This is a genomic window from Bifidobacterium mongoliense DSM 21395 (assembly GCF_000741285.1).
In the GTDB taxonomy this organism is placed as follows: Bacteria; Actinomycetota; Actinomycetes; order Actinomycetales; family Bifidobacteriaceae; genus Bifidobacterium; species Bifidobacterium mongoliense.
Genome location: NZ_JGZE01000010.1, coordinates 168,840 through 188,287, shown reverse-complemented (window position 1 = coordinate 188,287; position 19,448 = coordinate 168,840). Strand labels below are relative to the sequence as shown.

Below are 19,448 nucleotides of genomic sequence, written 5' to 3'. Positions count from 1 at the left end.
CCATGCACGAGGACAATGCGAACAAGATCACCGTACCCGGCGACCGTCGGCTCGAGGACCTCAAGGTCAGCGGCTCGAGATCGTGGTTCTCGACGCTGCCGGTCATCCGCGACCTGCGCATCGCGGTCGGCTGGCAGAAGGGCATGCTCGTCACCGGTCTGGCCATCACCATAGCGGCCGTGCTGGTGGCCATCGCCGCCCCGTTCCTTGCGCCCTATGGATTCGCCCAGACCAAGGACGCTCAGGGTCACGATTTCCCGGTCCAATCGGCGCCCGGCGCCGGACATGTCTGGGGGACCACGGTCGGCGGATTCGACGTGTTCAGCCGCGTGATCTGGGGCACCCGCACCGCGATCATCGCCATTGTGATCGCCGTCGTGCTCTCGATCTTCTCCGGCGTCCTGCTCGGCCTGGTGTCGGGGTACTTCGGCGGCTGGTTCGACAAATGCTGCGTCATGATCGCCGACGCCATCTATTCCTTCCCGTCCCTGCTGCTGGCCATCCTCATGGCCATCGTCATCTCGGGCGGCCAGTCGAGCCTGTGGGGCGGCATCCTCGCCTCGGGCATCTCCATCACCGTCGTCTACATTCCGCAGTACTTCCGCACCATCCGCGCCGAGGTCATCCGCATCAAAGGCTCCGCATACGTGGAATCAGCCAAGGTCGTGGGCGCCTCCACCTGGCGGATCATGACCCGGCACCTGCTCAAGAACGCGACGCGGACACTGCCCGTCATCCTCACGCTCAACTCCTCCGAGGCGATTCTGACCCTTGCCGGGCTGGGCTTCCTCGGGTTCGGCATCGAGCCCACGGCGGCGGCCGAATGGGGCTACGACCTCAACCGTTCCGTGGCCGATGTCACCGCCGGCATGTGGTGGACCGCGGTGTTCCCCGGCCTCGCGATCGTCCTCATCGTCCTGGGCATCACGCTCGTGGGCGAGTCCCTCAACGATCTCGCCGATCCCCGTCTGCGCGCACGCAAGTCGGCCGGCGAGGTCATCGGTTCCATCGAGGACACGTCCGTCGACCCCCAGGAGCGGCCCGGTGCCGCCAACGAGGTTATGGCGCAGATCGAGGCCTCGGGCACGGTGGCGTCCGGCAGCACGGTGGTTTCCAGCGGTATGGCCGAAACGGACGATACGACGGTCTCCGGTGGTGCTTCGGCCCCAATACCCGATGCGCAGGCCGGCCCAATCGGCGATGACGGCGACACCCCACGAACGACGGAGGCGGATCATGAGTGAGACACAACAAGGCGGGGTCACACTGACGACGCCGCACGGCAACCTTGCGGATATCGAACATCTGAGCGTGTCCTTCATGACGGACGCCGGGTCGATCAAAGCCATCGACGACATCAGCTTCACCATCCCGCGGCGCACCGTCGTCGGCGTGGTGGGCGAATCGGGATCGGGCAAATCGGTTACCGCGCGTTCCATCATCAAGCTCCTGCCGGAGACGGCCACCACGTCGGGTGCGGTCTATCTGTCGGTCCGCAACGACGAGCACCGCCTCGACATGCTCTCCCTGAGCGGCGAGCAGCTGCGTCAGGCGCGCGGCAGTGAGGCGGCGATGGTCTTCCAGGAGCCCAACGCCGTGCTCAACCCGGTCTACACCATCGGTTGGCAGATCGAGGAGGGGCTGCGCGCGCACGGTATGCATGACAAGAGGCAGCTGCGTGCCAAGGCGATCGATATCCTCGAGAAGGTCGGCATCCCCGAAGCGCGCACCCGCGTGGACTACTACCCCCACCAGTTCTCCGGCGGGCAGAAGCAGCGCATCGTCATCGCCATGGCACTGGTGCTCAACCCGGGGCTGATCCTCGCCGACGAGCCCACCACCGCCCTCGACGTCACGGTGCAGGCCGAGATCCTCGACCTGCTGCGCCTGGCCCGCGACGAATTCGGGGCCAGCGTCCTCATCATCACCCACAACATGGGCGTCATCGCCGACATCGCCGATCAGGTCGTCGTCATGTACCGCGGCCACGTGGTCGAACAGGGCGACGTCGACCAGATCTTCTACCGCCCGCAACATCCCTATACGAAGAGCCTGCTCGCCGCCGTGCCGCGTATCGGCCAGCGGCTCGTGGTCCACGACGCCTCGGGTGCGGTGGTCGAACGCAAGGACGACTGGCATACGCAGCCCGTGGTCGTGGAGGCCAAGGGACTGAGCATCACGTATCCCGGACGTCTCATGCAGCCGGACTTCATGGCCGTCGACGGCGTGGACTTCACCATCCGTCGCAGCGAGGTCCTGGGGCTGGTGGGGGAGTCCGGTTCGGGCAAATCCACCACCGGTCGGGCCATAGCCGGCCTGCAGAAGGTCTCCTCCGGATCGCTGTCGGTGCTCGGCGTCGAGATGAACGGGGTGCGTGAGCGGGTGTTCGCGCCGAAACGTGCTGATATCGGCTTCGTGTTCCAGGACCCGGGCAGTTCGTTCAACCCCTTGATGACGATCGCGCAGAACGTGGCCGAGCCGCTGATCGTGCACCATGCCTACTCGTCGGTCGCGGATGCGGCCGACTATGTCGGCGATCTGCTGGAGATGGTCCAGCTGCCCCGCGCCTATATGAACCGCTTCCCGCACGAGCTGTCCGGCGGCCAGCGCCAGCGCGCCTCGCTCGCCCGGGCGCTCGCGCTCAAGCCCTCCCTGCTCATCGCCGACGAGCCGACCTCCGCCCTCGATGTCTCCGTGCAGGCGAAGGTGCTGGAACTGTTCAAGACCCTGCAGGCCGAGATCGGATTCGCCTGCCTGTTCATCACCCACGACCTCGCCGTCGTGGACATGCTCGCCGACCGGATCATGGTCATGCATCAGGGCAGGATCGTCGAGCATGGCGATGCGGACGACATCATGCAGCACCCCGGCGATACCTACACCAAGCGGCTGCTGGCCTCATTGCCGGTGCCCGATCCGCGTGAACAGCGCGAGCATCGGGCCAGGTTGCTCGCGCTGTCCTGAAGCCAGTCGGCCGCGTCCCAACGGCTGGTACCGTATACCGCTATTTAGCGCAGCGTGCCCTGCGTGACGAATCGGGCATGGGCGTCACCGCGACGTTTGGCGTCGAGATAGGTGCGCAGCACACCCAGGCGTTCCACCGTGCTGGCCGCGAGCGGCTCCGGCAGGTGCTCCGGGTCGAACCAGCCCACGGCGAGGCTCTCCTCGTCACCCACGAAGGGCTTCACGTTGCCGCCCTCGCGCGGACGGCACAGGAAGGCGTGGTCCATGTACTGCGTGCGGTCGCCGTTGGCGTAGGTGATGATCCTGTCCGAGGAGATCACCGAGACGAGGTCGGTGACCTCCACGTCGATGCCGGTCTCCTCCTTGACCTCGCGCACGACGGTGTCAGCCGGCTGCTCGCCGGGTTCGTTGATGCCGTAGACCAACGCCCATTCGCCCGTGTCGGAGCGCCGCCCCATGAGCATGCGGCCGTCGGCATCCTCGACGAAGGCGGTGACGCCGTTGAGCCAGAGGAGCTCGTGGCCGATGCGCTTGCGCAGGTTCAGGACGAAATCAGGAGTCGCCATGATGTTTCGCCGTGCCCTCAGCGATCCGAGGCGGCGCGCCGTTCGCGCATCCAGGCCTCGACCTCGTCGATCTGCTTGGGGATGGCCTTCGAGATCCATTCGGGGCCGTCCTCGGTCATGAGCACGTCGTCCTCGATGCGGATTCCGATGCCGCGCATCTGAGGCGGCAGGAGCAGGTCGTTCTCGGCGAAGTACAGGCCGGGTTCGATGGTGAAGATCATGCCCGGCGTGATCTTCGCGCCCTGATAGGACTCGTAGCGGGCCTGCGCGCAGTCGTGCACGTCCAACCCCAGGTGGTGCGCGACGCCGCAGGCGATCCAGCGGCGATGCTGCTGGCCTTCGGGGGACAGGGCCTCCTCCACGTCGACGGGCAGCACACCCCAGTCGTGCAGACGTTCGGCGATCACACGCATGCAGGCATGGTGGATGTCGGAATACGTGGCGCCGGGGCGGGCCGCTTCGAAGCCGGCCTGCTGCGAGTCCAGCACCGCCTGGTACAGCTTGCGTTGCAGCGGGGTGAAGGTGCCGTTGGTGGGGAACGTGCGGGTGATGTCGGCGGTGTACAGGCTTTCGGCCTCCACGCCCGCGTCGATGAGCAGCATCTCGCCGTCGCCGACCACGCCGGTGTTGCGCATCCAATGCAGGATCGGCGCGTGACGGCCCGAGGCGATGATCGTGCCGTACCCCACCGTGTTGCCTTCCTCGCGGGCGACCGCGTTGAATTCGCTTTCGAGCATGCGTTCGGAACGCGGCTTGTCGACCGCCTCGGGCAGCCGCGACAGGATGCGGTCGAATCCGTCCTTCGTGGCGGCGACGGCCTTGCGGATCTCCTTGATCTCGTAAGGGTCCTTGACCATGCGGATCTGCGAGGCGAACTCCTGGAGTGCGTCGTCGTCCGCCTGGTTCGAGCGATCGTCCGGGAAACCGTTGGCCCGGCGGATCTCCTCGACCATCGCCGTGACCTGCGGGTCGGCTTCGCGGATCGCGCGGACGTGCACCGCGCCGGCTTCGGCGCCGACGTCCTTCGACAGGGCGTCCTGCAACTGTGCGATGTCATGGGTGTCGATACCGGTCATCGCCTTGAGCTCACGCAGGCCGGCGCGGGGGCCGACCCAGTATTCGCCGTAATGCGAATCGCGATAGTAGTCCTCGGTGCTGTTGTCGGCACGCGGCGCGACGAAGAGTTCGGGGGTGTGGGTCGCGCCGGCCTTCGCCTCGGGGCTGTCGGGGTCGACCGGATTCATCACGAGCACGGCGCCCGCCTCATAATCCTGACCCAGGCCCGTGTAGTAGGAGAACACGGAATCGGGGCGGAACGCGTAATCGTCGTCGTTGTTGCGCACCTTGGGCGTGCCGGCGGGGATCACGAGCCGCTCACCGGGGAACCGGCGGCCGAGCGCCTCGAGCCTGGCGGGCGTGTAGCCGCTGGATTCCAACGGCTCGATGGCCGGCTCACGCCGGTCCCAGCCGGTCGTCATGAAGGACTTGAACGCCTCTCCCGACGGGCGCAGCGAGCGGTTGTTCACGCGGTCGTGCATCGGCTGGTCCGATCCAGGCGCGCTCGCCTCCTCGCGCCGTTCGTATTCCCTGTCCTTGTCCGTCACGACATCACCCATGGGTGCTCTCCTTGCCTACCTGCATTCGATCGATCGGGCACATCGGCGGTAACCGCCGCGTGCACACCTGCACCATGGTAGTGGCACGAAGGTAACAATCCTTCGTGTGTTGGGCGTCTCAGGCACCCGTGCGACCGGTGTTCGTCATGCGCGCATTCGGTTCACCCGCCCGCCTAGAATAAGGGGGTTCCAACCATACGAGAGTGTCGAGGCCACAGCAGCATGTCATACGAGCATCCCAACGAGCATCACGCCACGATCCAGGAGGTGTCCAGGGACATCATGCGCCGTCCCGCCGAGCACAACACGACGAACCTCGACCTGGACCGCATGCGCATGATACTCGACCTCCTGGGGCACCCCGAGGACTCCTTCCGCATCATCCACATCACCGGGACGAACGGCAAAGGCTCCACGGCGCGTATGGCCGAGGCGATATGCCGCGCCTACGGCATGCGCACCGGGCTGTATACCTCCCCGCATCTCGAACGCATCAACGAGCGCATCGCGATCGACGGGCACGAGCTGTCGGACGACGATTTCATCGATTCCTGGGAGCAGATCAAGGACTTCGTGGCCATCGTCGACCACGCGATGAGCGAGCGCAGCAAACCGCCGATGAGTTTCTTCGAGGTGCTCACCGCCATGGCGATCTGGAAGTTCGCCGACGCCCCGGTCGACGTCGCCGTGGTCGAGGTCGGCATGGGCGGCTCGTGGGACGCCACCAATGTGCTGGATGGCGACGCCTGCGTCATCGGCCCCGTCGACATGGACCACATGCAGTGGCTCGGTGACACCGTCGAGCAGATCGCCACCGAGAAGTCGGGGATCATCAAGACGGGCTCCACGGCCATCATCGGCGCCCAACCGCACGAGGAGCAGGTCATGCCGATTCTGGAGCGTGCCGCGGCGGAGCATCATGCCACGCTGGTGCGCGACGGTCAGGAGATGGAGGTGGTGGCACGCAAACCCGCCGTCGGCGGGCAGCTTGTCACCTTCCGCACCCCGAACGGGGTGTACGAGGATGTGCCGGTGGCCATGTTCGGTGAGCATCAGGCGCACAACGCCCTCGCCGCGTTGGCGGCGGCCGAGACCGTGATCCCGGTCAACGGCGTGCTCAACGGCGACCTGGTCGCCGAGGGGCTGCAGGGCGTGAGGATCCCCGGCAGGATCGAGCAGATCCGCACCTCGCCGACGATCGTCATCGACGGCGGCCACAATCTCAACGCGGCGCAGGCGCTGCGCGACGCGCTCGACGAGAACTACGACTTCAGCCAGCTCGTCGGCGTCGTGGCCATGATGAAGGACAAGCAGGTCGAGGCCTTCCTCGGCATGCTCGAGCCGATGCTCAGCCACATCGTCGTCACCGAGAATTCGTGGCGGGATCGCGTCATGCCGGCCGCCGATCTCGAGAAGATCGCCGTGGACGTCTTCGGCAGGGACCGGGTCACGCGCGTCGACGATCTGCCCGACGCCATCCAGACCGCCGTCGACATGGTCGATGCGGACGACGACCTCGGCGTTGGTTACGGGCACGGCGTGCTCATCTGCGGCAGCTTCGTCACGGCCGGCGATGCCAGGACCCTGCTCAAGGAACAGATCGACCCCGAGCTGCGCAAGACCAAGGAGCAGCGCGTGCACCAGCCGGCCGTCGAACCCGATCCCCGCCCTTCGGCGGACGACGGGTCGGCGCAACGCGACTAGCGCGTCACACCAGAGTGCCATCATGTATCTCAAATCACTGACCCTGCGGGGATTCAAATCCTTCGCCAACGCCACCACGCTGCGCTTCGAACCGGGCATCACCGCCGTGATCGGCCCCAACGGCTCGGGCAAGTCCAACATCGTCGACGCCCTGTCCTGGGTGATGGGCGAGCAGGGGGTCAAGAACCTGCGCGGCACCTCCATGGAGGACGTCATCTTCGCCGGCACCTCCGATCGCGCCCCGCTGGGCCGGGCGCAGGTCACGCTGACGATCGACAACACCGACCGCACGTTGGACATCGACTACACGGAAGTGACCATCAGCCGCACGATCTTCCGCAACGGGGGGTCGGAATACGCCATCAACGGCACCCAGTGCCGGCTGCTCGACATCCAGGAGCTGCTGTCGGACACCGGGCTGGGCCAGCAGATGCACGTCATCGTCGGGCAGGGGCGCCTCGACGCCATCCTCAGGGCCGACCCGAGCGGCCACCGCGCGTTCATCGAGGAGGCCGCCGGCATCCTCAAGCACCGCAAGCGCAAGGAACGCGCGTTGCGTAAGCTGGACAACACCGAAACGAACCTGTCACGGCTCGACGATCTGCTCGGCGAGATCCACCGTCAGCTCGGCCCCTTGGGCCGGCAGGCGCGGATCTCTCGGCGCGCCGAGGGCATCCAGGTGGCCCTGCGCGACGCCCAGGCGCGCCTTTTCGCCGAGGACGCCATGCTCTCCAGGACCCGCCGGAATCAGACGAAGGCCAAGCTCGACGAGGAGCGCCGGGGTCTCGAACTGGTGCAGGGGGAACTGGCGGATGTCAAAGGTCGCATCGAACGGCTCGAGACCCTTAGTGCGCAGTCGAGCCCCGCGTTGTCCGGGCTCAATCAGACGTGGCGCAGCCTCTCCCAGATCGAGGAGCGGTTGCGGTCGGTGGCCTCCCTGGCGGGGGAGCGCAGCCGCTCGTTGTCCGGGCAGATCGTGGAGCATCCGGGCGAGGACCCCTCGTTGCTCATCGCACGGGCCGACGAGCTGTCGGGGCAGGCCGGCCATCAGCAGGAGGCAGTGGCCTCGTCGAGGATGGCCTACGACCAGGCCACGGAGGCGCGGGCCGGCGATGAGCAGCGTCTCGCATCCGTACGTCAGACCCTTGCCGAACTGCGCAAGAGTGAACAGCAGCGTGATGCCCGCATAGCCAATTGCCGCGAACTCGTCGCCCGCGAGGAGGCTGCCGTGCAGCTCGCCGAAACGCGCGCGAAGGACCATGCCGCCCAGCGTGCCGCATTGGTTGTGCAACGCGATGATGCCGTGCAGCGGCGAGACGAGGTGCGCGAACGGCAGCGCAACGCCGTGCATGACGGCGGCAAGGCGTGGGAGCAGGCCCGATCCATACTGCAGGACCGGCAGGATGCGCTGGGATCCAAGGAAGAGCAGCTGCGCGGTGTCCAGGGCAGGATGATCGCGTTGCAATCCACCGCCGACGCGTTGAACGAGACGCTCGAAGGCCACGCTGCGGCGGCGTCGTTCCGTGGCGACGATGCGGTGGAGGTGCTGGGAGGTCTGGCGGATTTCATACGCATCGAGGACGGGTGGCAGGAGGCCATGGCCCGTGCGATGGGCGACTACGCCGATGCCTTGGTCGTCGCCGATGAGTCGGCCATGCTCGCCGCGCTCGAGCGTGTGCTGCGCGAACGGTCGGCGCGGGTTGCGCTGCTGCACCCGTCGGACGATGACATGAACGATGACGCGGATGATGCCCCGACCGCAGGCGCTGGCGTGGCTGATAGTGGCGGCGTTGATCGCGCAGACGTAGAAGACGGCCCCCTGCCCGCATCCCGTCTCATACGGCCCAACTCCCGTGCCGTGGACACCATGCTCGCCGCACGGGTGACGCGGGCCGTGCGATTGTTGCTTGCGGACACGGCGGCGGTGTCGGACGATCGGGGGGCGTTGTCGGCGCTGCGCACCGGACCGTGGCGTCAGGCCGTCACCCCCCAGGGCACCGTGTTCAATCGCGTCGGAGCCGGCGGCGGCGTGCCCACGGCACCAAGCGACCTGTCCCTCGTGTCGCGCAGGGATGAGGCGTTGGAGGAGCGGTCGAGGATAGCCTCGACGGCCGAGATGTGGCGTCAGGAGGTCGAGGAGCTGCGGGCCGCCCGCGACGCCGCACGGGCGCAGGTGGAGAGCGAAGCCAAACGCCGCACCGAGGAGCGTCTCAAAGCCCGTCAGATGGACGACGCGCTGCAGTCGGCCACACGCGCCGCCGAGCGGCTCTCGCATCAGCTGGCGACACTCGACGAGACCCTCGCCACGACGCGTGGCGAGGGCGACACGCATCGCTCCAAACTCGAGGATCTGCGTCTGACGCTCGAACGCATGCGCCACCCCGACGCCGACGGCGGGGATCTGGACGAACTCGAGGGGCGTGAGCGCAAGGCGGAGGCTCGTCTGACCGGGGCGCGCGAGCGTGAGGTCGCGGCGAAGCTCGCCTGGAAGGAATCCAACGACACCCTCGCCTCGCTGACGCGGCAGCAGTCGCTGCTGCGCGAGCGTGCGGACGAGGCGAAGGCGCGCCGGCTGCGTATCGCCGCCGAGAACGAACGCCGTCGTGCCCGGATCGCACGCATGGAGCGGATCGGTCACGACGCCACGTGCATCGCCGGATATGTCTCACGCAGCGTGGCCGAGGTCACCGCGAGGCGCGAGGCACTGCAACGCCGGTCATCAGGGCATGATCAGGAACTCAAGGGCTTGCGCGCTCGCCGCAACGAGTTGGAGACGGATGCGGGTCAGCGCTCCCGTCGGGAGCATGAGCTTGACGTGGAGCGTGAGCGTCAGGCCGCCGAGGCCGGCCAGCTCACTCAACGCATCTCGGATGCCCTCGGCATGGGGGTCGACGAACTGATCGCCGGGTATGGTCCCGACCGTCCGGTGCCCGTACTCGATGACGCCGGCAGGACGGTCCCACGGGAGCACCGGGAGGGAACGTCGGCGGACTCGGACTCAGAGTCGACGGCGTTCGGGTCAAGCGAGTCCGGGTCGGTGGAGTCGACCGTTGCAGCCGTGCCGGGCTCGGGATCGGAACCGGGGTCGATATCCGCGGTCGCCGAGACCTCGTATGTCACGGTGCCCTACCGCCGCGAGGAGCAGGTGAGGCGGCTCGAGAAGGCGCGGCGTGACCTCAAGGCGCTGGGCAAGGTCAACCCGCTGGCGACCGAGGAGTTCGACGCCCTGCGCGATCGCAACCAATACCTCAACGATCAGCGTCAGGACGTCGCCTCGAGCAGGGACGATCTCCTGCAGCTCATCCGCGATCTCGACGCCACCATGACCCAGGCCTTCGCCAGTGCGTTCGACGACACGGCGCAGGCGTTCGCGAAGGTGTTCGCCACGTTGTTCCCGGGTGGCACGGGCCGTCTCCACCTTGAAAACCCGGACGACATGCTCACCACCGGCGTGGTCGTCGAGGCGAGCCCTGCGGGCAAGCGGGTCAAGCAGCTCAGCCTGCTGTCGGGGGGAGAGCGCTCGCTGACCGCCCTCGCCCTGCTGTTCGCCATCTTCACCGCGCGTCCCAGCCCGTTCTACGTCATGGACGAGGTCGAGGCGGCCCTGGACAGCGTGAATCTCAGCCGCCTGCTCGGCGCCCTGCAGGATCTGCGCAGCCACGCCCAGCTCATCATCATCACCCATCAGCAGCGGACCATGGCGATCGCCGATGCCCTGTACGGCATCACGATGCGTGCCGACGGCGTGACCGCTGTCATGAGCCAGCGGCTCGATCGGTCGCATGGTGGCCCGGATGGCGCCCACAGCAACGACGGTAGCGGTGGCGACGGCGACGGTGGTGTCAGCGATCGGCCTCGATGAACGCCAGATAGTCATGGAGTGTGAAGGCCAGCGCCAAGGTGCGGTAATCCGTCAGCCGGCGAGGGTTGTAGCCCGTTGCCGTGGCGATCGTGTTGAGGCGGTTCTGCATGGTGTTCTTGTGGATGAACAGTTCCCTTGCCGCGTGGGTGATGCTCCCGTTGTGCAGGGTGTAGGCGTCGAAGACCTTGGCGAACGCCGCGATTCGCTGGTCGCTCAGGGTGCCGAACACCCGGTCGGACAGGCGTCGGGCCCGCTCCGTGGGCATGGAGGTGACAGCCAGGGCGATGTCGAGGTCCTCGAACGCGCCCACGCCCCGTTGGCCGATGAAGCGCTGCCACTGCGCCGCGGTGAGTGCCTCGTCGTGCCGTTGCCGGTAGGTGCCGGCCGTGGCATCGGTCTCGCAGACCCCGAAGAGCACGGTGACGCCGAGCTGTTGCCTCATCGCATCGCCGATGCGAGTCAGCGTCGGGGTCCAGTCCTGTGCGGCGTCATGATCGAGGAACATCTCGCAACCCTGTGATGTTACGCGGAACAGTGAAGCCGGGGAGTCACCCAGCTCCTCATCGACGATGGATCTGACCACATCCTGGTGCGGCATGCGTGCGGGTCCGCGCTCGGCCGGTCGCATGACGACCACTTGGCGTGGTCTGGCGAGGTCGGTGCGCAGCGCCGCCGCGAGGTAGTCCACGAGCGACTCGTCGTGCTGGGGGAGGTTGAGCAGGTTGATGAGGTTGTCCATCATGGTCCAGCGGTCGAAGGCGATGACCTGCCTGGCGTTGTCGCGGATGAGGATCTCCGTCATCTTCCTCACGATCGTGCCGAAGGGTTCCACCGTCTCGATATCACCCGTGATGCCCACGACGGCCACGACCGATCCGTTGACCATGACCGGCATGTTGATGCCGTCGACCGCCCCGGCGAACCGGTGGGCGGCGTCGACGTTGACCGTTCTGCCGGTGCGTATGGCCAGCAGGGCGCCCTCGTGCGACGATCCGACTCGGGAGGGGTCGGTGCTCGCGATGATGATGCCGTCCGTGTCGAAGAAATTGATGTCGTGCCTGATGACGCCCTTGATGCTGTCGACGATGCTGTGCGCGATGGCCGGATCGATGCTCATGGTGCTCCTTCGTAGTACCGGATATAGTACACGTACCACTGTGTGAGAAAGGTCACACTACGGAATCGGTTCGCCGTCCCATGGCCCGGAACCCACGGGATGCTGATAATGGAATCAGCGGATTGCCGGCGTGGATCGGCGATCGCTCACACCAGCGCCCTTCGTCGCTGAAGGGGCACAGGCATCCATATCGCCGGCCTCCGAATCGCGGGCGATCGGTGCGGACGTGCGCATGGGACCGTGCGCATGGCAGGAACAGGTAGAAGCCGCGTGCATGAGGCCATAGGCATGCACGGGTGGGAAGAGGGTATCGTCGTGGAACATGCATTGGCCTGGTGGGCCGCACTCATAGGACTGGCGCTCGCCATCGCGTTGATCCTCAAGAAGCTCAACACCACCTACGCGCTGCTGGTCGGCGCGGTCGTCGGCTGCCTGATCGGCGGTGCCTCGCTGGCCTCGACCGTCGGCATCGTCGTCACCGGCGCCCAGAGCGTCATGGGCACGGTGATCCGCGTGATCGCCGCGGGCGTCTTCGCCGGGGTCATGATGGAATCGGGGGCGGCGGATCGAATCGCGCGCACGATCGTCGAGCGGTGCGGCGAGCGTCTGGCCATCTTCGCCCTCGCCCTGGCGACCATGGTCATCTGCGCCGTCGGCGTGTTCATCCCCGTCGCGGTGCTCATCGTCGCCCCGATCGCCATCGAGGTCGGCAACCGCATGGGGATCTCCAAACTCGCCCTGCTGGTCGCCCTGTCGGGCGGCGGCAAGGCGGGCAACATCATCTCGCCGAACCCCAATACCATCGCCGTGGCCACGGGCTTCAAGATCCAGCCCTCCGAGGTCATGATCTCCAGCTTCGTGCCCGCGCTGTGCGGCCTCGCCGTGGCCGTGCTGCTCGCGTCCGTGCTCAAGCGGCACGGCACCATGACCACGCTCGCGGATCTCGAAGGCGGTGGCACGCACCGGTCCGATGAGGACCTGCCTTCGATCGGCCGTGCCCTGGTCGCCCCCGCACTGGCCATCGTGCTGTTGCTTATCGGCCCGATCGGCACCATGCTGCACATCACCCTGCTGTCCCGGTTCCAGGTCGACGCGATGTACATCCTGCCGCTGGCCGCGATCGTGGGACTGCTCGTCATGCGGCAGGGCCGTCACGTGCTGGACTACTGCACCGCGGGACTCAACCGCATGATCGACGTGGTCATGATCCTCATCGGGGCCGGCGCCCTGGGCGGGCTGATCACGAACTCGGACCTGCCGCAACAGATCGTCGGACTCATCAACGCCGTGGGCGTGCCCGGTTCCATGCTCGCGCCGATCTCCGGCATCCTCATGGCCGCCGCCACCGCCTCGACCTCGACCGGCGTCATCCTGGGCTCCAATTCCTTCGGCCACGCCATCCTCACGGCCGGCACCTCGCCCATGGCGGCGGCGGTGACCATGCAGGCGGGCGGCACCGTGATCGACGCCCTGCCGCACGGCAACTACTTCCACGTCACCGCCAAGGCGATGAACATGAATCTAGCCGAGCGTATGAAGGTCGTCGCCTTCGAGGCCCTGGTCGGTCTGACCATGACCATCGTGGCGACCGTGCTGTACATCATCCTCTAAGGCCGGTAAGGCCCGCAGGGCGCGCCGGCCACGGGCCGACGCAGAGCGAAAGGAAGCTCGATCATGAAGATCGTCATCGCGCCAGACTCCTTCAAGGGGTCACTCACGGCGCAGGAGGCCGCCCAGGCCATCCGTACCGGTGTATTGGACGCGATACCCGACGCCGAATGCGTCATCGTGCCCATGGCCGACGGCGGGGAGGGGACCGTGCGTTCCCTGGTCGACGCCACCGGCGGCACTCTGGTCACCACGTCGGTGACCGGGCCGTTAGGCCGACCCGTATCCGCCCATTACGGGCTGCTCGGCGACGGCCATACCGCCGTGATCGAGATGTCCGCCGCCAGCGGCATCCAGTACGTCAATGCGGCCACCCGCGATCCCCTGACCACCACGACCTACGGTACGGGCGAGCTCATCCTCGACGCCCTGGACCGGGGCGTCGACGCGCTGATCGTGGGATTGGGCGGCAGCGCCACCAACGACGGGGGAGCGGGCATGGCCCAGGCCTTAGGCGTGAGCCTGCGGGACGCCGATGGGCGTGAACTCGACCGTGGTGGTGCCGCGTTGCAGGCGCTCGACCGCATCGACGTGACCCGTCTCGACCCACGGCTGCACCATTGCACGATCACCTTGGCCTCCGACGTCACCAATCCGTTGGTCGGGCCCGAGGGCTCCTCGCACGTCTTCGGTCCGCAGAAGGGCGCCACGCCGGCGATGGTCGAACGGTTGGACGCCGCGCTGGCCCATTACGCGGATGTGATCCACGACCAGCTCGACCGTGACGTGGCCCATACGCCCGGTGCGGGCGCCGCCGGGGGACTGGGGGCGGGATTCCTCGCCTTCACCCGGGCGACGATGAGCTCCGGAGTCGGTGTCGTCGTCGAGGCCACGCGGTTGCGCGAACAGGCCCGCGGCGCGGACTACTGCATCACCGGTGAGGGTGGCATCGACGCCCAGACCCGGTTCGGCAAAACGCCCATGGGAACCGCGCAGGCCGTCAAGGAGGTCGCTCCGGGGTGCATCGTGGTCGCGCTCGCCGGATTCATCGGCGAGGGGATCGCATCATTGCGTGAGGTGGGCATCGACGCGGTGCTCGGTATCCTGCCGGGCGTCTGCACGCTCGATGAGGCGCTGGACCCCGCGCGGGCGAAGGAGAACCTCACCAGGACCGCATGCAACGTGGCCCGGTTGTTCCGCAGCTGAGGCGGTCGTGCCCGATGGAGGTCCACGGCGCTCAGCTGGCTGGTCCTCGTTGGCCAGCCAGCCTTAGCCGGCCAACGAGCCTGAGCCGCCCCTAGTCCGCCAGAAGCGCCTTGGCCCGGCGCACCGTCTCATCGACGAGCACGGACTGGGCGTCCACCAGCGGCAGTTCGGGCATGGGGAAGCGTTCGTTGAACACGGACAGTTCGGTGCACCCCAGCAGTACGACGTCACAGTCGTACGGCGCGGTGAGGAAGGCCTCGATCACGGCGCGATAGCGTTGCGGGTCGAGCGGGCGGCCGCCTTTGACGTCATCGTAGATCAGCGAGTCCACGCGGTGCTGCAGCGCATCGTGGGGCTCGACGAAGACGTATCCCGCGGCTTCGACCTCACGACGATAGACCCCCGCGGCCCGTGAGCCCTCGGTGCCCATGAACCCCACGCGCGGATGGCCGTGTGCGGGGAACCGTTGCGACATCTCACGCACCGCAAGGCGGGGCATATGCAGGATCGGGACGCTGGTGCGCTCCTGGAACCGGTCGAAGAAGTAGTGCTCCGTGTTGCATGCGAGCACCAGGAAGCTCGCACCGATGGTCGTCGCCTTGTCGATGTCGTCGAGAATGGCCGGCACCGGGTCCTCGTCGCTGCGCTTGAGGATGAAGGCCGTACGGTCGGGGACCCCGGCGTCGTTGAACACGACGTAGTCGAGGTACTCCTGGTCGGCATGCGCGTCGGTGCGCGCGTCGAGCAGGCGCACGTAGCTCTCGGTGGCGAGGGTGCCCATGCCTCCCAGCACGGCGAAGAACGGCCTTCTCATTTCAGATCCGCCTTCTGCTGGAAGTACTGCGCGTAGCGGCGCTTGTAGATGGAGAACATGTGGTGGATCATGAGCCGGCGCAGCAGATTCATGTCCTTGCGGTACTCCAGCGTGGTGCCCCAGTCGCCGGACTCGATCATGGCCATGCCGCGGCGCTTGTCCTCGCCGTCGCGCACATAGTCGCGGAAGATGGAACGCGGGATCTCCATCCACAGCTTCGATCCCGTGCCGTAGACCGTCGTGCCGTCGAAATCGTTGTCCTCGACGAGATCCTCGACGAAGTACCGGGCGAGGTTGTAGCCGTTGAGCGTCACGAAGAAGCTGCTGCGGCCCTGGCGCAGGTTGATCTCGAAGAGCTTGTACGAGCCGTCGCGCTCGTCGTACTTCATGTCGAAGTTGGCCACGCCCTCGTACTTGATGTGCTCGAGGAACGTGCGGATCGTGTCGAACAGCCCCTCGTTGTAGTCGGGGATGATCGCCGCGTAGTTGCCCACGGCCTCGGGCGTCGGATCCTCGAGCAGGGGGTGGCCGAGGAACATCATGCGCACGCGGTGATGCTGGTCGACGTAGGCGTTGAGCACGCGCATGCGGCTGTCGTCGCCCGGGATGAAGTCCTGGATCACCATGGGGGCGTGATATCCGGCCTGGTAGGCGCGGTTGATCAGGGTGTCGAGCTCCTCGGGGGTGTCGATGATGAAGGCCTTCTTGCGCCCGGGGAAGTCGATGTCGAGCCATGCCGCGCTGTCCGCCGGCTTCATGGCCACGGGGTAGGCGAAGGGCAGGTCGGCGTACTCGCGCCGTGCCACGCCCTCCTCCGTGACGACCTTCGTGCGGGGATAGGGCAGGTGATGGCGTTCGCAGGTCTCGTAGAAGCTGTTCTTGTAGCTCAGCTGGTGGTTGAGCGCCGGGTCGAGGGTGTTGAAGACGAAATACTCCCGCAACTCGTCGCCGAACCGGCTCATGAGATTCGCGTAGACGTCGCCGCACGGGATCACGAGCAGTGTGGTGTCCGGGTGTTCCGCGCTCATGCCCTTGCCCAGGCGCAGCATGCGCTCGCGGAACACCGCCGGATCATCGAAACCGGGAATGATGTTGACGTCGATGATGTGGCTGAATTTCGTGGGGGAGAGCTGGTAGTGGGCCAGCGCGATCGAGGTGATGCCGTATTCCTCGTGGAAGGCCCGTGCCATGCCGTAGGCGTTGATGTCGCTGCCGAGCAGAATCGGCTGGAATTTCTTCATGAATCTCACCTTATCGTGAACCGCTGAATGAATGATCGTGCGTTGGAGCGTTGGTGTTTCGGTGTCTTGGTGCGTCGGCAGGTCGGCCGGCTCTCACAACAGACCGAACAGGCGTCTGACGACGTGGTCGTCTCCCTCGTAGGCCAGGTGCTTCCCGGCGCGTTTGATCCACCGTTCGTCGCCTTTGCCGATGACGAGCACGACGTTGAACCCGCCGTCCGACCGCGCCTCGCCCACGGCCTGCTCGATGGCCTCGGCCCGATCGTCGACGATCACGGAGTCGACGTGCGGATCGCTGATGGCTCGCTGCATGTATTGGCAGATGGCCAGCACCGACTCGTCCTCGGTGTCCTCGATCGTGAGGAAGAATTTGGCGATGCGGTGTTCGGCGGCCTGGATGATCTCCTTGCGCCGATCAATGGCCTTGTTGCCGGCCGAACCGGTGACCAGACTGATGCGTGGGTGCCGCGAGCCGTAGCGCTCCTCGACGAAATCGATGAGCGCGCCGACGCTGCTGTAGTTGTGCGCGTAATCGACGATCGCCACGATGTCGCCCGAGGGGTCCTCGAAGCGCTCCATGCGTCCCGACACCCTGACCCGCGTCGCGTCCTCCAGCAGTGCGGCGTCGATGGCGGCCACGGTCGGCGAGTCGTTCGGATTCGTGGCCCGGACCGGAGAGGAGGTGGCGGTTTTGGCGTTGACGCCGCCGTTGGCAGTGGCATCGGCATGCTGGCCGTTGGCGTGGTGGTTGTTCGTGGGTGTCTCGTGCGTCTCGTGCTTGTCGTGCGCCTCGATGGCCAGACCGGCCAAGGTGTAGGCCGCCGCGGCGTTGGCGTAGTTGAAGTCGCCGTCCATGGCCAGATGGAACGGTCCCACGGTATGCGAATCGGGCTGGGTCGCGGTCGCGGTGCCGGCTCCGGTTCGCACGAGGCTGAAGCGCTCATGGTCGGGATCGGCCGGTATCGCCGTCACGTCCGCACGGGGTCGCCGGTCGGCGGTCTGTTCCCCTGTTTCCAAGGCGAAGGTCGTCACGAGCACATGCGCCTCGGTGGCGTCCTGGCCGATCAGGTCGGCGTGATCGCAGTCGACGTTGAGGACCAGACGACGGCTGTTGCGCACGATCTGCCGTTTGCAGAACAGATAGTCCTCGAAGGTCGGATGCTCGATGGGACTGATGTGGTCGGGGGAGATATTGAGGAACGCGCCGACGTCGAAGGTCAGCCCGAACACCCGGTCCACCTTGTAGGCCTGCGACGACACCTCCATGACGAGGTAGCGCATGCCGTGGTCGAGCGCCTCGCGCATCATGCGGAACGCATCCATCGACTCCGGAGTGGTCAGACTCGATTCCTCGTAGGTCGTGCCGTCGAGGCAGTTGTCCACGGACGAGAACAGCGCGCACGCATTGCCTGACAGACGGTTGAGGATGGCCTGGAGATAGTAGGCGGTCGTCGTTTTGCCTTTGGTCCCCGTGATGCCCACGAGCGTGAGTTCGCGCTGCGGCATGCCATAGAAGGCCGCCGACAGCAGGCTCATCGCTTTGCGGATGTCGGTGACGATGATGCCGGGTGCCTGGGTGCGCTCGGCGTAGGGCGTCTGCGCCACATAGGCCGCCAGACCGCGTTGGTCGATGCCGTCGAGGTAGGCGGGGTTGAACCGCCCTTTGCAGCACAGCAGACTGCCGGGGACCACGACGCGGGTGTCGTACGTGATGGCGACGAATGGCCTCTCGGCGCCGGTCAGCGAGCCGGGGTCAAGGGTCCAGTGGTTTCCTGCGATCACCTCGCGGAGCAAACCGGCCCGTGTGAGGAGCTGCACGGCCGAAGCCAACGACAAAGCCATAACGCGTAACCTTCCTTATGTCAACGGTAGCGTATCGCATGCCGGGGGCAGAATCCACGCGATGCCCCCGGTCCGGATCAGAGCCAGCGATCCGTCACGGGGCGACGGCCGCGTTGGGCGAGCCACGCATTGAAGGACGTGCGCCACTGCTCATGCGCGTCGCGTTGCCATGCCATGAGGCCGTCAAGATCGAGGCGTCCCACCTGCGGATAGAGCGTGCTCATCGGGGTGATGAGGTCCACGGCCGCCGTGGTGTCGGCGGTCGCGTTGTGGAAGTCGCCGTGGGGTTCGATGCCGTAGTACTCGGTCGTATACGCGAGCGTGCGCTTGCCGGATCGGTGCGACACCGCCCGATCGATCACCAGCGGGTCGACGACCAGCGGGTCGGCCATGCCGTCCAGCCCCCAGCGTTTCAGATCGGCTGCCAGCATATGCACGTCGAACGGCGCGTTGTAGGCGAGTAGCGGGATATTGGCCCGGCGTGCGAGGTCGATCGCCTCGGCAATCTGGCCGAGCGCCTCCCCGGGTTCCACCCCGTGTTCGGCGAGATAGTCATCGGTGAAGCCATTGACCTCGCTGGCTCGCGGGTTCATGGGGCGATGGGGGTTGATGATCCATTCCGCGACCGTGTCGCCGGTGTACCCGGTCGCGGGGTCGCGCAGCACCAGGGTCGCGGAGACGATGGCGTCGCTTCCCGGCCGGGTTCCGGTCGTTTCAGTGTCGAATCCCAGCAGTCGGGAGTGGGGCAGCACGGTGTCCCCGGGTTGCGTCGGCGCGTCGCGCAGGACGCGGTCGAGTGCGTCATAGTTGAGGCTCATACCGGTTATTGTGCGCCGGGAAAACGACAAACCGCGATATCGGGGCCGGTGTGGTGCGCGTTCGTTGCGGGTGCCGGTGCGACATGCTCG

General features: G+C 66.5%; 13 protein-coding genes. 6 read left to right on the top strand and 7 right to left on the bottom strand.

The features are described from left to right. Positions 1 to 2 precede the first annotated feature (2 nt). On the top strand, positions 3 to 1,244 hold the full coding sequence (locus BMON_RS04735; RefSeq protein WP_081882889.1) for an ABC transporter permease: 1,242 nt from the start codon (positions 3 to 5) through the stop codon (positions 1,242 to 1,244). After that, positions 1,237 to 2,964, top strand: coding sequence for a dipeptide ABC transporter ATP-binding protein (locus tag BMON_RS04730; protein WP_051917891.1), 1,728 nt, complete (start codon positions 1,237 to 1,239; stop codon positions 2,962 to 2,964). The genes BMON_RS04735 and BMON_RS04730 overlap by 8 nt, the downstream gene beginning before the upstream one ends. 44 nt (positions 2,965 to 3,008) lie before the next feature. Here the strand turns inward: BMON_RS04730 and BMON_RS04725 are convergent, their stop codons facing one another. Continuing rightward, on the bottom strand, positions 3,009 to 3,530 hold the full coding sequence (locus BMON_RS04725; RefSeq protein ID WP_033511214.1) for an NUDIX hydrolase: 522 nt from the start codon (positions 3,528 to 3,530) through the stop codon (positions 3,009 to 3,011). 17 nt (positions 3,531 to 3,547) lie between these two features. Next, positions 3,548 to 5,146: an aminopeptidase P family protein gene (locus BMON_RS04720; RefSeq protein WP_033511212.1), complete on the bottom strand. Its 1,599-nt coding sequence runs from the start codon at positions 5,144 to 5,146 to the stop codon at positions 3,548 to 3,550. Positions 5,147 to 5,368: 222 nt separating this feature from the next. On the opposite strand from BMON_RS04720, the gene BMON_RS04715 reads away from it, so the two are divergent. Beyond that, entirely contained in the window at positions 5,369 to 6,850 is a 1,482-nt protein-coding gene (locus BMON_RS04715) for a bifunctional folylpolyglutamate synthase/dihydrofolate synthase (RefSeq protein ID WP_033511210.1), read from the top strand. A 22-nt stretch (positions 6,851 to 6,872) separates the two neighbouring features. Next, a complete protein-coding gene (locus BMON_RS04710; protein WP_081882888.1) occupies positions 6,873 to 10,712 on the top strand; it encodes an AAA family ATPase in 3,840 nt (1,279 codons plus the stop codon). On the opposite strand, the gene BMON_RS04705 is transcribed toward BMON_RS04710, so the two are convergent. Further along, on the bottom strand, positions 10,693 to 11,829 hold the full coding sequence (locus tag BMON_RS04705) for a CdaR family transcriptional regulator (RefSeq protein WP_051917890.1): 1,137 nt from the start codon (positions 11,827 to 11,829) through the stop codon (positions 10,693 to 10,695). The two genes, BMON_RS04710 and BMON_RS04705, sit on opposite strands and share 20 nt — an antisense overlap. Before the next feature lie 288 nt (positions 11,830 to 12,117). On the opposite strand from BMON_RS04705, the gene BMON_RS04700 reads away from it, so the two are divergent. Together BMON_RS04700 and BMON_RS04695 are read left to right on the top strand one after the other, a co-directional pair. Further along, positions 12,118 to 13,440, top strand: coding sequence for a GntP family permease (locus tag BMON_RS04700; RefSeq protein WP_051917903.1), 1,323 nt, complete (start codon positions 12,118 to 12,120; stop codon positions 13,438 to 13,440). 63 nt (positions 13,441 to 13,503) lie between these two features. Further along, positions 13,504 to 14,643, top strand: a complete 1,140-nt coding sequence (locus tag BMON_RS04695) for a glycerate kinase (protein ID WP_033511208.1) — start codon at positions 13,504 to 13,506, stop codon at positions 14,641 to 14,643. 91 nt (positions 14,644 to 14,734) lie between these two features. Here BMON_RS04695 and BMON_RS04690 read toward each other — a convergent pair whose 3' ends face one another. The 4 genes from BMON_RS04690 to BMON_RS04675 form a co-directional block, all read right to left on the bottom strand. Next, positions 14,735 to 15,457 carry an aspartate/glutamate racemase family protein gene (locus BMON_RS04690; protein ID WP_033511206.1) on the bottom strand — a complete coding sequence of 241 codons (723 nt, stop codon included), beginning with the start codon at positions 15,455 to 15,457 and terminating at the stop codon, positions 14,735 to 14,737. Further along, positions 15,454 to 16,698, bottom strand: a complete 1,245-nt coding sequence (locus BMON_RS04685; RefSeq protein ID WP_033511204.1) for a carboxylate--amine ligase — start codon at positions 16,696 to 16,698, stop codon at positions 15,454 to 15,456. The genes BMON_RS04690 and BMON_RS04685 overlap by 4 nt, the downstream gene beginning before the upstream one ends. A gap of 93 nt (positions 16,699 to 16,791) precedes the next feature. Next, entirely contained in the window at positions 16,792 to 18,540 is a 1,749-nt protein-coding gene (locus BMON_RS10115) for a Mur ligase family protein (RefSeq protein WP_033511201.1), read from the bottom strand. Between the two features lie 77 nt (positions 18,541 to 18,617). Next, a complete protein-coding gene (locus BMON_RS04675) occupies positions 18,618 to 19,358 on the bottom strand; it encodes an exonuclease domain-containing protein (protein ID WP_033511199.1) in 741 nt (246 codons plus the stop codon). Positions 19,359 to 19,448: the final 90 nt, after the last annotated feature.

Excerpts from the sequence above, each read along its gene's own strand:
- BMON_RS04675 (WP_033511199.1), bottom strand. The coding sequence starts at position 19,358 with ATGAGCCTCAACTATGACGCACTCGACCGCGTCCTGCGCGACGCGCCG.
- BMON_RS04695 (WP_033511208.1), top strand. The coding sequence starts at position 13,504 with ATGAAGATCGTCATCGCGCCAGACTCCTTCAAGGGGTCACTCACGGCG.
- BMON_RS04720 (WP_033511212.1), bottom strand. The coding sequence starts at position 5,146 with ATGGGTGATGTCGTGACGGACAAGGACAGGGAATACGAACGGCGCGAG.
- BMON_RS04685 (WP_033511204.1), bottom strand. The coding sequence starts at position 16,698 with ATGAAGAAATTCCAGCCGATTCTGCTCGGCAGCGACATCAACGCCTAC.
- BMON_RS04700 (WP_051917903.1), top strand. The coding sequence starts at position 12,118 with ATGCACGGGTGGGAAGAGGGTATCGTCGTGGAACATGCATTGGCCTGG.
- BMON_RS04725 (WP_033511214.1), bottom strand. The coding sequence starts at position 3,530 with ATGGCGACTCCTGATTTCGTCCTGAACCTGCGCAAGCGCATCGGCCAC.
- BMON_RS04730 (WP_051917891.1), top strand. The coding sequence starts at position 1,237 with ATGAGTGAGACACAACAAGGCGGGGTCACACTGACGACGCCGCACGGC.
- BMON_RS04705 (WP_051917890.1), bottom strand. The coding sequence starts at position 11,829 with ATGAGCATCGATCCGGCCATCGCGCACAGCATCGTCGACAGCATCAAG.
- BMON_RS10115 (WP_033511201.1), bottom strand. The coding sequence starts at position 18,540 with ATGGCTTTGTCGTTGGCTTCGGCCGTGCAGCTCCTCACACGGGCCGGT.
- BMON_RS04710 (WP_081882888.1), top strand. The coding sequence starts at position 6,873 with ATGTATCTCAAATCACTGACCCTGCGGGGATTCAAATCCTTCGCCAAC.
- BMON_RS04715 (WP_033511210.1), top strand. The coding sequence starts at position 5,369 with ATGTCATACGAGCATCCCAACGAGCATCACGCCACGATCCAGGAGGTG.
- BMON_RS04690 (WP_033511206.1), bottom strand. The coding sequence starts at position 15,457 with ATGAGAAGGCCGTTCTTCGCCGTGCTGGGAGGCATGGGCACCCTCGCC.
- BMON_RS04735 (WP_081882889.1), top strand. The coding sequence starts at position 3 with ATGCACGAGGACAATGCGAACAAGATCACCGTACCCGGCGACCGTCGG.